At 66.2% G+C, this 13,306-nt stretch carries 14 protein-coding genes and 3 tRNA genes; 16 read left to right on the forward strand and 1 reads right to left on the reverse strand.

Annotated features, from left to right (window positions below; translation table 11 throughout):
• Positions 1–138: 138 nt before the first annotated feature.
• From CAFEL_RS01480 to rplA, 7 genes are all read left to right on the forward strand, one after another.
• Positions 139–211 (forward strand) — tRNA-Thr (locus CAFEL_RS01480).
• A gap of 38 nt (positions 212–249) precedes the next feature.
• Positions 250–321: transfer RNA gene (locus tag CAFEL_RS01485), tRNA-Met, on the forward strand.
• Between the two features lie 64 nt (positions 322–385).
• A tRNA-Trp gene (locus tag CAFEL_RS01490) sits at positions 386–461 on the forward strand.
• Between the two features lie 21 nt (positions 462–482).
• Complete coding sequence (gene secE, locus CAFEL_RS01495) at positions 483–803, forward strand: preprotein translocase subunit SecE (RefSeq protein WP_194561159.1); 321 nt, start codon at positions 483–485, stop codon at positions 801–803.
• A gap of 169 nt (positions 804–972) precedes the next feature.
• Entirely contained in the window at positions 973–1,974 is a 1,002-nt protein-coding gene (nusG, locus tag CAFEL_RS01500; protein ID WP_194561162.1) for a transcription termination/antitermination protein NusG, read from the forward strand.
• Positions 1,975–2,145: 171 nt separating this feature from the next.
• Positions 2,146–2,574, forward strand: a complete 429-nt coding sequence (gene rplK, locus CAFEL_RS01505) for a 50S ribosomal protein L11 (RefSeq protein WP_126857347.1) — start codon at positions 2,146–2,148, stop codon at positions 2,572–2,574.
• A 64-nt stretch (positions 2,575–2,638) separates the two neighbouring features.
• The gene (rplA, locus tag CAFEL_RS01510) at positions 2,639–3,346 is read left to right on the forward strand and encodes a 50S ribosomal protein L1 (protein ID WP_194561158.1); all 708 of its coding nucleotides are present in this window, start codon (positions 2,639–2,641) and stop codon (positions 3,344–3,346) included.
• A 69-nt stretch (positions 3,347–3,415) separates the two neighbouring features.
• On the opposite strand, the gene CAFEL_RS01515 is transcribed toward rplA, so the two are convergent.
• Positions 3,416–4,489, reverse strand: coding sequence for an HNH endonuclease signature motif containing protein (locus tag CAFEL_RS01515; protein WP_194561157.1), 1,074 nt, complete (start codon positions 4,487–4,489; stop codon positions 3,416–3,418).
• A 172-nt stretch (positions 4,490–4,661) separates the two neighbouring features.
• Here CAFEL_RS01515 and CAFEL_RS01520 point away from each other — a divergent pair, with 172 nt between their 5' ends.
• The 9 genes from CAFEL_RS01520 to rplJ all read left to right on the forward strand — a co-directional run bounded on the left by CAFEL_RS01520 (position 4,662) and on the right by rplJ (position 13,262).
• A complete protein-coding gene (locus tag CAFEL_RS01520; RefSeq protein WP_290172072.1) occupies positions 4,662–5,624 on the forward strand; it encodes a choice-of-anchor M domain-containing protein in 963 nt (320 codons plus the stop codon).
• A complete protein-coding gene (locus CAFEL_RS01525; protein WP_290172074.1) occupies positions 5,621–7,123 on the forward strand; it encodes an anchored repeat ABC transporter, substrate-binding protein in 1,503 nt (500 codons plus the stop codon). The genes CAFEL_RS01520 and CAFEL_RS01525 overlap by 4 nt, the downstream gene beginning before the upstream one ends.
• Positions 7,120–7,974 (forward strand): choice-of-anchor M domain-containing protein, encoded by an 855-nt coding sequence (locus tag CAFEL_RS01530; RefSeq protein WP_228496574.1) that lies wholly within the window; start codon positions 7,120–7,122, stop codon positions 7,972–7,974. The genes CAFEL_RS01525 and CAFEL_RS01530 overlap by 4 nt, the downstream gene beginning before the upstream one ends.
• Positions 7,971–8,723, forward strand: coding sequence for an anchored repeat-type ABC transporter ATP-binding subunit (locus CAFEL_RS01535; protein WP_194561155.1), 753 nt, complete (start codon positions 7,971–7,973; stop codon positions 8,721–8,723). Before CAFEL_RS01530 ends, CAFEL_RS01535 begins: the two co-directional genes overlap by 4 nt.
• Positions 8,716–9,585, forward strand: a complete 870-nt coding sequence (locus CAFEL_RS01540) for an anchored repeat-type ABC transporter permease subunit (protein WP_194561154.1) — start codon at positions 8,716–8,718, stop codon at positions 9,583–9,585. Before CAFEL_RS01535 ends, CAFEL_RS01540 begins: the two co-directional genes overlap by 8 nt.
• Positions 9,582–11,798, forward strand: coding sequence for a choice-of-anchor M domain-containing protein (locus tag CAFEL_RS01545; RefSeq protein ID WP_194561153.1), 2,217 nt, complete (start codon positions 9,582–9,584; stop codon positions 11,796–11,798). The genes CAFEL_RS01540 and CAFEL_RS01545 overlap by 4 nt, the downstream gene beginning before the upstream one ends.
• Before the next feature lie 192 nt (positions 11,799–11,990).
• Positions 11,991–12,224 carry a colicin E3/pyocin S6 family cytotoxin gene (locus tag CAFEL_RS11210; protein WP_194561152.1) on the forward strand — a complete coding sequence of 78 codons (234 nt, stop codon included), beginning with the start codon at positions 11,991–11,993 and terminating at the stop codon, positions 12,222–12,224.
• Positions 12,217–12,438: a hypothetical protein gene (locus CAFEL_RS01550; protein ID WP_194561151.1), complete on the forward strand. Its 222-nt coding sequence runs from the start codon at positions 12,217–12,219 to the stop codon at positions 12,436–12,438. Before CAFEL_RS11210 ends, CAFEL_RS01550 begins: the two co-directional genes overlap by 8 nt.
• A gap of 302 nt (positions 12,439–12,740) precedes the next feature.
• Positions 12,741–13,262 carry a 50S ribosomal protein L10 gene (gene rplJ / locus CAFEL_RS01555; RefSeq protein ID WP_194561150.1) on the forward strand — a complete coding sequence of 174 codons (522 nt, stop codon included), beginning with the start codon at positions 12,741–12,743 and terminating at the stop codon, positions 13,260–13,262.
• The last annotated feature ends 44 nt before the right edge of the window (positions 13,263–13,306 follow it).

The raw sequence follows: 13,306 nt of genomic DNA on the forward strand, positions 1-13,306 counted from the left end.
CACCTTTTGATCCTTAACCCCCTTCAAAAGCACCTCCTGCCAGCCGATTTGTGTTTGAAAACAACATCGGGTTAATCTTTCCAAGGCTTCAACGGAGCGGGTCAGAGCGAAAGCGAAGATCCACAACAAAGAGGCTGTGCCCCCTTAGCTCAGTCGGCAGAGCGTTTCCATGGTAAGGAAAAGGTCGACAGTTCGATTCTGTCAGGGGGCTCTGTTGTTTGCTAGGGTCTTTTTGCCCAGCGGACACATGGCGGTGTAGCTCAGTGGTAGAGCAAGCGACTCATAATCGCTGTGTCGAGAGTTCAATTCTCTCCATCGCTACTCACCTCAAACGGGAACCGAAAGGGCCCCGTGGTAGGGTTAGGCGCACTTGATCGAGTGCCCTAGGGGCGTGGCGCAATTGGTAGCGCAACGGTCTCCAAAACCGTAGGTTGCAGGTTCGAGTCCTGTCGCCCCTGCCAAAACAACCTGGAGGAGTTTTAGTGACTAACCCCAACGGTCAAAACCCCGCACAGCCGACCGGCAAGCGTCAGCTGCGTGGGGCTACTCCCGTTTCCTCCGAAGGCTACGAGGCGAAGCGTGCCCCCGTCGCCACCGACGCCGAAGACGCCAAGGACGGCTCCAGCGTCACCGCCTTCCCGGGCGAAGTCGTCTCCGAGATGAACAAAGTCATCTGGCCCACCGGCAAGCAGATGCTCAACTACACGCTCATCGTGTTCGCGTTCTTGATCGTGCTGACCATCTTCGTGTGGGGCACCGACGCGCTGGCATCGTGGGCGATTCGCTGGATCTTCATCCGCTAGGTACAATTCCACGCGTACAACGTTTTCCCGCCGCCTCGGACACCGAGGAGGGCGGGATAATTTTTGCCCCGGTACCCTGGGGCGCACACGTTTCGACGGATGAGGAGACAAAGCCATGACTGAGGCAAACAAAGACGTTCAAGGCGCAATCGAGAACAACGAGCAGGAAATGATCGACGAGGGCGCGCCCGTGCAGCCGGCCACCGACCCGGCCCTCAACGGCGGCGACGACGACCCGGCCGGCACCGAGGATGGTGACTCCTCCGACGAGGAGAGCGACAGTAGCAGCGACACCAACGCTGCCGACGCTGACGCTGCCGACGCTGGTGCGGAGCTGAGCGACGCCGAGGTGCAGGACGCGGCGCAGGACGCCGTCGACGCCGAGGCGGACGACGCGGCCGAGGCGGCAGACGCTGCGACCGACGCCGACGGTGCCGTCGAAGAGCCGGTCCAGGAGACCGACCTCAACAACGTCGAAGCCGCAGCGGGCGAAGGCGAGGGCGAGGCCGACGCGGACGCCGACTCCGACAGCGAATACCGCCGCCGCCTGCGCGAGTACACCCGCGAGCTGAAGAAGCAGCCGGGCGACTGGTACATCATCCAGTCCTACTCCGGCTACGAAAACAAGGTGAAGACCAACCTGGAGATGCGTTCCCAGACCCTCGAGGTCGAGGACTCCATCTACGAGGTTGTCGTGCCCATCGAGCAGGCCATCGAGAACAAGGACGGCAAGAAGAAGCTGGTCAAGCGCAAGCTTCTGCCGGGCTACGTGCTTGTGCGCATGGACATGAACGACGCCGCCTGGTCCGTGGTCCGCGAGACGCCGGGTGTGACCTCGTTCGTGGGCAATGAGGGTAATGCGACGCCGGTGAAGCACCGCGACGTCGCTAAGTTCTTGCTCCCCAAGTCCGCCGCAACCGGCGCGAAGCCGGAGGTCAACGCCGAAGGCGAGACCGTCGTGGCGATGCCGGAGGAAGAGGCGCCGAAGCAGCTCGCGCACGACTACAAGGTCGGCGAGGCTGTCACGATCCTCTCCGGCGCGCTGGCGAGCGTGTCCGCCACCATCAACTCGATCGACCCGGAGACCGGCAAGATCGAGGCGCTGGTGTCCATCTTCGGCCGCGAGACCCCGGTTGAGCTGACCGCCGACCAGATCGAGCGCATCATGTAGGAGCGTTTTGCTTCTCGACGTCCTCACGGCGTATCCTGATTCGTCGCGCGTGCACGCACGTGCGACGCTTTCGTTTCTTGTAAATCCCCGGTGGCTGGGTCTATCCCCGGCATCCGGAAGCCCCGCGGCAGCTCATCGTGGCTGCGGGTGCTGTAACTAGGAGGTAATGCGATGGCTAAGAAGAAGGTCACTGGCCTGATCAAGCTGCAGATCGAGGCAGGCATGGCCAACCCGGCCCCGCCGGTCGGTCCGGCCCTCGGTGCGCACGGCGTGAACATCGTCGAGTTCACCAAGGCCTACAACGCCGCAACCGAGTCCATGCGCGGCAACATCGTGCCGGTGGAGATCACGGTCTACGAGGACCGCTCCTTCGACTTCATCCTGAAGTCCCCGCCGGCAGCGTCGCTGCTGCTGAAGGCTGCTGGTCTGAAGAAGGGCTCCGGCGTCCCGCACACTGACAAGGTTGGCAAGGTCACCTGGGAGCAGTGCAAGGAGATTGCCGAGACCAAGAAGAAGGACCTCAACGCCCGCGACATCGAGGCAGGTGCCGCGATTATCGCTGGTACTGCCCGTTCCATGGGTATTGACGTCGAGAAGTAAAAAGCTTCACGTGGAAGGGCCGTAAGCCAGGCCCGCAAACCACAACTCCTGAAAGGAATCCAACATGGCTAAGAAGTCCAAGCACTACATCGAGCAGCTGGCGAAGGTCGACCGCGACAGCTTCTACCACCCGCTCGACGCCGTCACGCTCGCGAAGGAGACCTCCTCCGACAAGTACGACGCCACCATCGACGTTGCAATGCGTCTGTCCGTCGACCCGCGCAAGGCCGACCAGCTGGTCCGCGGCACCGTCAACCTGCCGCACGGCACCGGTAAGACCGTCCGCGTCGCAGTCTTCGCCGAGGGCGAGAACGCAACCAAGGCGCAGGAGGCTGGCGCGGACATCGTCGGCACCGACGAGCTGATCGAGCAGATCAACGCCGGCCAGATCGACTTCGACGTGGCTATCGCTACGCCGGACCAGATGGCCAAGGTCGGCCGCGTCGCCCGCGTGCTGGGCCCGCGTGGTCTGATGCCGAACCCGAAGACCGGCACCGTCACCCCGGACGTCGCGAAGGCGATCCAGGACTCCAAGGGCGGCAAGATCGCCTTCCGCGTGGATAAGGCGTCGAACCTGCACGCGATCATCGGCAAGGCGTCCTTCACCCCGGAGCAGCTCGCTGAGAACTACGGCGCACTGCTCGACGAGGTCCTCCGCCTCAAGCCGTCCTCCGCGAAGGGCATCTACCTGAAGAAGATCACCGTCTCCGCAACCCAGGGCCCGGGTGTGCCGGTGGACACCTCCGTGGAGAAGAACTACGCCACCAAGTAGTTCGACTTCGAGCGCTTGTACGCGCGCGTTTGACGCCGTCGTCCGTTTGGGCGACGGCGTTTTGCGTTGCTAGGTGCTTTGTGGTCCGAAGAGTTGGTCGAGTGCTCCGCGGTCGGTGTTTTTGATGTGGAACCCGCGGGGTGAGACCCACCAGGGCGCGCCGCGGATCATGGTGATGCGTCCGCGGGTGTTGCGCCAGGGGTCGTCGTCGTTGATCCGGTTGTGGTACCGGCACAGCGGCACCAGGTTGTTCATGTTGGTGTAGCCGCCGTGTTTCCACGCTGTCACATGGTGGATCTCGGAAGCATACGCCCCGTGGCGGCAGCCCGGAAACGCGCACACGGGTGAGACCATGCAGGCGAGATCGCGCTGCTTCTGGTTGGCGAAGCGTTCGGTGTCGTAGAGGTTGACCGCCCCTTCCTCCGGGTGGAAGGCGGCAACCTCCAAGGCTTCGCCGAACTCTTGCTGGAGGTACTCCGCACCGGTCATGGTGGTGCCGTCGGTCAGTGTGAGGATGACGTCGTCGCCGTCACCCGCCATGATGCGTGCGTGTTCGGTGATCGGCACCATCACGATCGGGCGTGGTGCGGCGGCGACGACCCCGCCGGTGGTGCCTTCGACGATGCGCCAAAACGCCTCCTCCATCTGGGCCGCGGCAGGCATGGCCGGGTCGATGTCTTGGCGCAGGCGGTGCTCGAGGTCTGCGGCGTTGCGGTCGGTGGTGTCGATGGTGATGCGTGCGCGTCCGTTCTTCGGCTGCGAGAACGCAACCTGTTTCTTCGTTGGGGTGGTGTCGTCGCGGGGGATGAGCTCGCGGGCGGCGCGTTCGATGGCTTTGTACCCGCCGGTGACGTCCAACAGTTCCAGTCGCAGCCGCCACCGCTCGCCGGCATCTTTCACTCCGTTGATGCGCCGTTCGATCAGCCCGAGCTCGTCGAGTGAGAACCCGCGGGCTTTCTGCACCGCGTGGGCTTGTTTGCGGGTGAATTTTGTTTTCCCGTAGTAGACGTTCTGCATCTCATCCCAGGCGCGGGCCTTATCCGGCGCCATGCCGGCAGCAAGGGCTATGGGCAGGTCGAAGTGCCGCAGTGTCTCCATGGATACTGCGGACATCGCCTGGATGAATGCGTCGAACGGGTTCATGGCCACAGACCCTAAACCCAACGCAACCCCCACAACCCGCACAACCAGAAACTGTGGATAACTCGCCCCAAAAAGCACCAAAGTTATCCACAGCTGCGGCAAGCCCTGGTGTTTTCCCCGTGATGGGGGTAAATTTCCCGCGCCAATAACTATTGAAACTAATCTCCATTAAGTGTTGAAAAGAGTTTTCATTAGTTCGGCGGTGTTCCTGCTCGCGGTGCTGGGCATCACGCCGGCGCACGCGCAGGTGCAGCGCCTGGATCAAGGCCACATCGACGCGTTCAACGTCACGGCAGACGGCGGTGAGCTCACCTTGGATCTGAAGGAAGACGCCACCGGCAGCCATGTGCGCCACGCCCCGGAGGACGTGGAATTGGTCGTCGGCCAGGATGCGTACACGGAGCGCACGGCAGAGATCCCGGAGATCGGCAAGGCCGGCTATATGCTGCCGCAGACGCAGCGGTCGGATCTGATCTGGCCGGGTTGGGATACCCAGGGCGCCCGCGACATAGGCGCGATCGACCTGGAGTTCGCGGAGGTCACCGGCCCGGGCGAGGTCTACCTGTTCCAAACCGGCAGCTTCGGCTCCCTGGATCCGGTGCTCGATGGCGGCTCGACGCGCCTTGAGACGGGCTCCGTGATCGCCCAGGAGGAGCCCGCCCACGTCCACGCGAATTGGCTGTTCACCGAGCCCGGCACGTATCAGATGCGCGTTGTGGCCACCGGCGGCGGCGCGAGTTCGAACGAGGCCACCTACACCTGGATCGTCGGCGACGGGGAGGCGGCGCCGGCGGCGAAGGCTGAGGCGCCTACGGAGGCGCCCGCCTCGCAGTCCAAGGCGGCGACGAGCGCTGCGCAATCGAGCACCGCAACGAAGAAGGCGGCTCAGCAGCAACCCGAGAAGCAGGCCCAAAAACCGGCCCAGCAACCGGCCGAGAAACCGGCGCAGCAACCAGCCCAGCAGGAGCTGCCCGCCGACGAGCGCCCGGGCACGCTTGCGGAGACCGGCACGACGGTGATGACCGTCCCGTTCGCGATCCTCGGCCTCGGCGTGGCGGTGTTCGGCGCGGCGATGTGCTGCCTGGATACGGCGCTGCGCCGCAAGCTGTTGGCGCTTGCGGGGGTTGGGAAGTGAGGCGTGCCTGGGCGCTGGCGGCGTGCGTGTTCGCCGTCGCTCTTACGGGTTGTTCGCAGGCTCCGGGGGAGGTTGAGGGGGTGAACGTGGTGGCGTCGACAAGCATTCTTGCGGACGTCGTGCGCAACGTCGCCGGCGATAACGCCGAGGTCAAGACGCTGATGCGCCGCGGTGCCGACCCGCACTCGTACGAGCCGACGCTGCACAACACGCGCGATATCGCGTACGCGGACGCGGTGTTTACCAACGGGTTGTTGCTGGAGCCGCAGGCGCTGACCCGCACGATTGATGCGACGGCGCGCCCGCAGGCGCGGGTGGTGGCGCTGGCGGAGCAGACGCAGCGCTTCGGCTACGCGCCGATTCCGCTGGTGGAGGACGCGAGCCTGGACACGGTGTGGCTGGGGTTGCGGTTTGCGGCGGATCTGCCGCGCACGGCGGTGGCGGAGCTTGAGCTTGTCGACGCCTCCGGGCCCGGCACCGCCTCCGCCTTTATCCTCGGCACCTTTGGCACCCCGGAGCTGCTGTTTGACTCCACGGGTGGCGCCACCACGCTGCCAGTGGACGCGCACACCCACGTCAGCTGGGCATTTTCCGCCCCCGGCGTGTACGAACTGAAGCTTCGCGCCTCAGTGCGCGACGCGGTGGACGCGCCGGTGCGCAGTCAGACGGAGCAGACGGTCACCCTCGTGGTGGGGCAGGACCCGGCGCAGGCCGCCCCGGGCAAGCATGCGGTGGAGCGCGGGCACGTGGACATCGCCACGGTCGCCGACAACGACAACACGCAGCTGACCCTGCGCACGGACGACGAGGGTGACCTGGACCCCGCGGGCACGGTGGTCGTGGTGCCGTCGAAGACGCTGCAGCCGATCCCGCCGCAGCGCGAGTTCCGCTTCCTGGGCGACCCGGGCGAGGAGACGTACCTGCTGCCGCAGGCGGTGCTGGGCCGCCACGTCCACGGCGAGCTGGATCCGCACATCTGGCACGACCCTGCCGCGATGGACGCGGTGGTGCAGGTGGTGCGCGACGAGCTGTCCGCGGCGGATCCGCGCCACGCCAGCGCGTACGCCGATAACGCGGAGCGCTATCGCGCCCAGCTCAAGCAGGTGGCGCAGGAGGTGCGCGAGCAGATCGAGCAGGTCCCGGAGACCAACCGCAACCTGGTCACCACCCACCACGGCTACGCGTATCTGGCGCGCGCGTACGGCCTGCGTGTGGCCGGGTTTGTCACTCCGAATCCGCGCGTGGAGCCGAGCCCGCGCGACCTGATGGCGTTGTCGCGCACGCTGGAGAACTTGGGCGTGCCGGCGGTGTTCGTCGAACACGGCCAGGAAGACGAAACGCCCGTTTTGAACGAAACCGCCGCCTCGCACGGGGTTGAGGTGTGCCCGATCTGGGGCGACACCTTGGATCCGCCGGGGGAGGGGCCTGCGCAGACGTATGTGGATCTGGTGCGGGCAAATGGAGCGTCGATAAGCAAATGTTTGAAAGGACAACCATGAAGATTCCCGCCATTATCACCGCCGCAATGATCGCGGCCGCACCCGTCGCTGCCGCCCAGGTGCCGGACAACGACCCGGCGTTGCAGCAGGTCGTAGGCGCCGACGAGCAGGTCGCCCCGCTGGGCGAGCGCGCCGTTATCGATGCCGGCCACGCGGACCTGGGCCCCGTCTTTGCCGACGGGAAAATGCAGTTCCTGGTGCGCGACGACACGCAGGACACGCCCGTGTGGCGCCACCTCGAGGACGTGGTCTTCGCCGTCGGCGACGGCGCGAAGCAGACCCTGCCGGAGACCGACCAGTTCGCGTTCACCGGCGCGAAGCCGGGGGCCGAGGTGTGGGTGATCCCGCAGACCGAGGTCGCCGGCGTGCCGTGGCTGGGGTGGAACTCGCAGGCGCCGTCGCTTCTGGAACGCTCCGCCAACGGGATGAGCCTGGAGTTCGGCGGGCACGAGGGCCCGGGCCAGTTCTCGCTGTTTGTCCAGCCCGGCGGGTTCCACGAGTCGCAGCAGCTGTGGAACGAGCAGGAGCCCGGCACGCAGTCGATGTGGGTGGAGCCGAACACGCACACCCACGCCAACTGGGTGTTCACCGAGCCGGGCGTCCACCTGGTGGGTGTGCGCGCGAAGGTGGAGGACCACGACGGCACGGTGCACGAAGACGAGCAGGTCGTTCGCATCGCCGTGGGTGTGGACCCGGCGGAGGCGGCGGATGCGACGTTCGGCGAATTCCGGGCTGAGGGGCAGGCCGGCGCGGAGCAGCAGAACAACGGCCTGAAAATCGGACTGTTGGCGGGCGCGGGCGTGCTGCTTATCGCCTTGCTTGCGCTGTTTGTCGTGCGGGGCCGCCGATGAGAAGGATTGAGGTGCGCGACCTGGCGGTGTCGTATCCGGGCCGCGACGTGTTCCGCGGGGTGGACCTCACGCTGCGCGGCGGCGAGTTTGTCGGCCTGCTCGGGCCCAACGGCGCCGGCAAGACCACCCTCATGCGCGCGGTGTTAGGCCTTATCCCTGCGGACGCCGGGACGGTCTCCGCTGGCAGGCGCCCGGTGCGCAAGGTGGTGGGGTACGTGCCGCAGGCGCACAACGTGGCCTGGGATTTTCCCATCGACGTCTATGACGCCACGCTCAACGCCACCCTGGGCCAGCGCCCGTGGTGGCGCCGCGCCGGCGAGCGCGAGCACCGCGCCGCCGAGCGAGCTTTGGAGATGGTCAACCTGACCGACCTGGCCGCGCGCCCAATCCACGACCTGTCCGGCGGCCAGCGCCAGCGTGTGCTCATCGCGCGCGCCCTGGTGCGGCGGCCGGGCATGCTGCTTCTCGACGAACCGTTTACCGGCCTGGACATCCCCACCACCGAGCACCTGCTGCGGCTGTTCCGCCGCCTGGTGGACCGGGGGCTCGGCGTGGTCATGTCCACCCACAACATCGCCGAGGCCATCGATTCCTGCGACCGCTTGGTGCTGTTCAACCGCGGGGTCGTCGCCGATGCCGCGACGCATGAGCTTGACGACGACACCCCGTGGACCCGCACCTTCTCCGTCGACGAGGATTCGCCGTGGCTGCGCGGCGTGAGAGCGCATTTGGAGGCTACCCGTGCCTGAGATTTCGTTTGTGCAATTCCTGGCCGACATGGCCAACCCCCAGCTGGCGTTTCTGCCGCGCGCGCTGGCGGCCGCGGTTATCGCGGCGGTGCTGTGCGCGGCGGTGGGCTGTTTCGTGGTGCTGCGCGGCATGGCCTTTATCGGCGACGCGGTGGCGCACGCCGTATTCCCCGGCATCGCGGTGGCGTTTGCCTGGCAGGTCTCCGTGTTGCTGGGCGGGGCGGTGGCCGGCGCGATCGTCGCGGTGTTGATCGCGGTGATGTCGCAGCGGCGCACGATCAAAGAGGACTCGGTGATCGGCATCGTGTTCACCGCCGCGTTCGCCTTCGGCCTGGTGGTGATCTCCCGGGCGGAGGGCTACACCGCCTCCGTCAGTTCGTTCCTGTTCGGCTCGCTCACGGGCGTCAGCTCCGCCACGCTGGCCGTCCACGCCGTCGCCGGCGCGCTGATCGTGGCCGTGGTGGTGGCGCTTCGCCCGTGGCTCACAGCGGTGGCACTGGACCGGGAGACCGCCCGGGCGATGAACCTGCCGGTCGCCGCGCTGGATCTGGCGCTGTACCTGTGCGTGACCTTCGCGGTGGTGCTGGCGGTGCAGACGGTGGGCAACATCCTGGTGGTGGCGCTGCTGATCACTCCGGCCGCCGCGGCGCGCCTGTTCACGGACAAGCTGGGCGCGATGATGTGCATCGCCGCCGCGTTCGGCGTGGCCGGCAGCGTGGCGGGGGTGTGGCTGGCGTGGTCCTACGACTCGCCCACGGGCGCGACCATCGTTTTGGCCGTGACTGCCATCTTCGCGCTGAGCTGGCTGTTCGCCCCGAAGCGCGGTGCACTGGCCGGCTGGCTGCAGGGGGTGAAACGGTGAAGCGATTCGTTGCAGCAGCAGCCGCAGCGGTGCTCACGCTCGCGGCCGCGCCGCTGGCGCAGGCCGCGGAACATAACCCCGGCGACCCGGGCCACAGCGTGGAACTGGGAAAGATCGACCACCCATGCGCCGGGCGCAAACTGCTCTACCACTCCCACAACGACGCGCTCTACGGCACCTACAAAAACGACAAGCTCACCGTGATGGCGGTGGACGGCCAGCAGGTCACCGACCAGGAAAAGGTTTGCTTCCGCCTTGCCCCGGACGCCGACGCCGACGGCAACGACGTTTCCACCTTGACCGTGCCGGAGGACGGCTCCCTGGACTTCCTCGGCGAGCCCGGCAGCACCGTGTGGGCCGCGCCGCAATCCGCGGACTGGACCGACAGCTGGCGGCCCATCTGGTCTGGCCTGGGCGCTTTCGACCCCGCGCACGAGGCGGGCGAGATCCCGGACAACTTCGTCGACGACGTCATGCACTTCGACCTGGTGGACATGGACGGCCCCGGCGACGTCAACGTGTTCTTCTCCTCGCGCGTGGGCGATCCGGAGCGGCTGTTTAGCTCCGCCGACGAGGACATGCGCACGATCACCTACGACGTCGGCGGCCACGGCCACTTCACCTGGACGTTTTCCGAACCAGGCATCTACGAAATGACCTGGCAGGGCCGCGCCGAGCTCGCCGGCGGCGGCACGGAGCGCTCCGAGCCGGTGACCCAGTACTGGCTCGTCGGCGACGACGCCACCGTCGGCCTGCCCGAGGGCACCACCACCGATCTGCGCACCCCCAACACCGCACCGGACACCGCCAGCCCGAGCACAAGCGCCAGCCCCTCCACGCGCGCGACGCCCGCGCCGCGTCCTGCGGCACCGGCCGAAACAGCGCCGACGAGCACTACGCCCGCCGCGTCCGCGGACCGGCGCAAGCTCATCACGTCGGGGCATATGGATATGGCGTTGGTGGCCGAAGGGGCGTCGATAGGCGCGAAGCTTATCGACGACTCCGACCCCCACAACCAGGCCCAACGCGAATCCGGCAGCTTCATTTTCGCCGTGCCGGACGCGGCGCGAAAAACGCTGCCGGCGGGCGCGAGCGAGAGCTTCCCGGACGCGCCCGAGGCGATGTGGATCCTGCCGCAGGCGCAGGAGAAAAACCTTCCCTGGCTGGGGTTTTCCACCACCCGGGTGGCCGCCGACGCGCTGGCGCAAGGCTCGAAGGTGACCGTGGCGATGCGCGACGTTAGCGGCCCTGGGCGCATCTACACCTGGCACGAGGACCTGCGCGGACTGCGCGTGGAGCTCGATTCCGGCGACGCGTCCAAGCGGCTGGAATACCCCGTCAACGCCCACGACCACCAGGGCTTCGGGTTCACCGAGCCGGGCGCGTACACCGCCACGTTCACCTTCTCCGGCACGTCCGCTGACGGCAGGGACTTCTCCGAGGACATGGTGGCCACCTTCGCGGTGGGCGACGGGGCGGTCACCGCCGCGCGCGAGGGCCGCCTCGGTGGCGCCGACGCTGCGGCCGGTGCCGGCAAGGGGAAACTCACGCTTCCGGACGCGCTGGCGGAGGGCATCCGCTCGCTGGAAAAGGAGCTGAAGAAGGCCGGCGACACGCTCGCGCCGCTTGCGCGCAAGAGGGACACCGGCAGCGGCAACGGCGGCAGCGGCTCGAAGTCGGGATCCCCGTTGAGCTCGGCCGCGGCGCCGGCGGCACCGCCGAAACATCCCCAATCGGCCGCTGCGCAACCCGTGCCCGCGCAGCCAGCTCCGGCACCCGCTGCGCACCCCGCGCAGCCGCAGCCGCAGCGCGCGTCGAGCAGCAACCGCGCCAGCACCTCCTCCGACAAGCAAAGCACCCGCCGCGCCATCAGGTCGAAGACCAGGGAGGACTCCAAGGCCGCAAAGCCCGCGGTAACGACCAAAGCAAAAGCGCCGTCCGAAGCGTCTTCGGCGACAACCGGTAGCGCAGACACGTCCGAGACCTACGCCGCCCAGCCGAATCCCGTAGGTGGAAGCGGCACGGGGATCCACTCGTCGTTGGATGCCGCCGGCGCGCAACCGGACGGCCAGGCCGCGGACACGTCGCCGACCGCGGGCGGGTTCTGGGCGGGACTCGCCATCGGCGTGGGCGTCATGGCGCTCATCGGCGGTTGCGTCCTGTTCGTCGCGGCGGCGAGGTTGCTGCGGCGGGTGGAGCGGAGCGCGTCGTAAGGCAACTGCCTCAGAGCGCAAACCAGGAGTAATGACCCAGGAGGACGGCCCAAAAAGGGCCGTCCTCCTGGTTTGTTGCTCTTAGTCTGTCTTGCGGGAACGAGGATGTGGGGCGCGGATGGAACGAAGCGCGTCGTAAAGGCAAGGGAACCGGAACCCTCTCCTCAGCGTCTAACGGGCGGGGAGGGTTTTATGGCGAGCTATATTCCGCGGCCGAGGCCGGGATTTCTGGACGATCTGGAAAAAGTGCGGGGAAGGGGAAGGCCGAGATGGCGCAATCTAAAAAGCCAGCGTCTCTACGAGTATGACCCTTTACATGGCCACATTGAGGGTTATAACCTGCGAGGGGAGCACGTCGGCGTCTTTGACGCAGTGAGCGGGACGCAAATTGGAGATCCAATTCGTGGAAGGAAGATCGATGTTTAAGCCTTTTGTGGATCGCTGTTTGGCGGGCGAGGTGGAGCCGAACGACATCGACGACTGGGTGACGGCCTGGCACAACTCCGCGCCAGGAAGTGAGGAAATGAGCCTCTACGAATACCTTGGATTCACTGAGGTTGAAGGGCGGATGTGGTCGCGAGACGCCAGGGCTCTAGCGCCAATCCTGGAGAACCGCCGCCAAAACCGCCAGCCCGCGTAACCCGCGATTTGGTCAAACCCGCACCCACCCGCTAACATCCCCAACCGAAGTTTGAACGGCCCGCAAAGGCCGAGCTCAAGTTTCACCGAAGACCGTCGGTCACTCTCGAGAGGGAGTCGAAGGCGCTCCACTCAAGGGGCCGACCCACGCAGGAGAAACGCGGCACACTCCAACGTATGCCTCGTGCTTCTGCACGGGGCATTTTTGCTTCTAGACGTCAGCTTCGCGCGAAGCGAACGCCGATAGGCAAGATGCTCCGGGCGGATTGAACAACATGAAGTAATCGGAAGGAGGCGTGTGTCATGGCAAACCCGAAGAACACTGCGGAACTTGCAGCTCTGAAGGAGAAGTTCGCTGAGGCGGATTCCCTCGTGCTGACTGAGTACCGTGGCCTGACCGTCGGCCAGCTGCAGCAGCTGCGCGGCGATATGGGCTTCGATGTCGAGTACCACGTCGCCAAGAACACCCTCATCAAGATCGCTGCGAACGAGCACGGTATCGAGGGTCTCGATGATCTTCTCACCGGCCCGACCGCCGTCGCGTTCATCAAGGGCGACGCTGCTGTCGACGCTGCGAAGGTGATGAAGAAGTTCAACAAGGACCACGACGCGTTCGTGATCAAGGGCGGCTACATGGACGGCAACGTCCTGGACGCTTCCCAGATCGACGCGCTGGCCGAGATGGACAACCGCGAGACCACCCTGGCCAAGCTCGCTGGCGCATTCGAGGGCTCTCTGGCAAAGGCAGCCGGCCTGTTCCAGGCTCCGGCATCCAAGACGGCCCGCCTTGTTGCTGCACTGCAGGACAAGCAGGAAGCCGCATAAACACACTCTTACATCCGGGCTGTAAACGCCCACCAACAGAAAGG

This window comes from Corynebacterium afermentans subsp. lipophilum, from assembly GCF_030408375.1.
Classification (GTDB): Bacteria; Actinomycetota; Actinomycetes; order Mycobacteriales; family Mycobacteriaceae; genus Corynebacterium; species Corynebacterium lipophilum.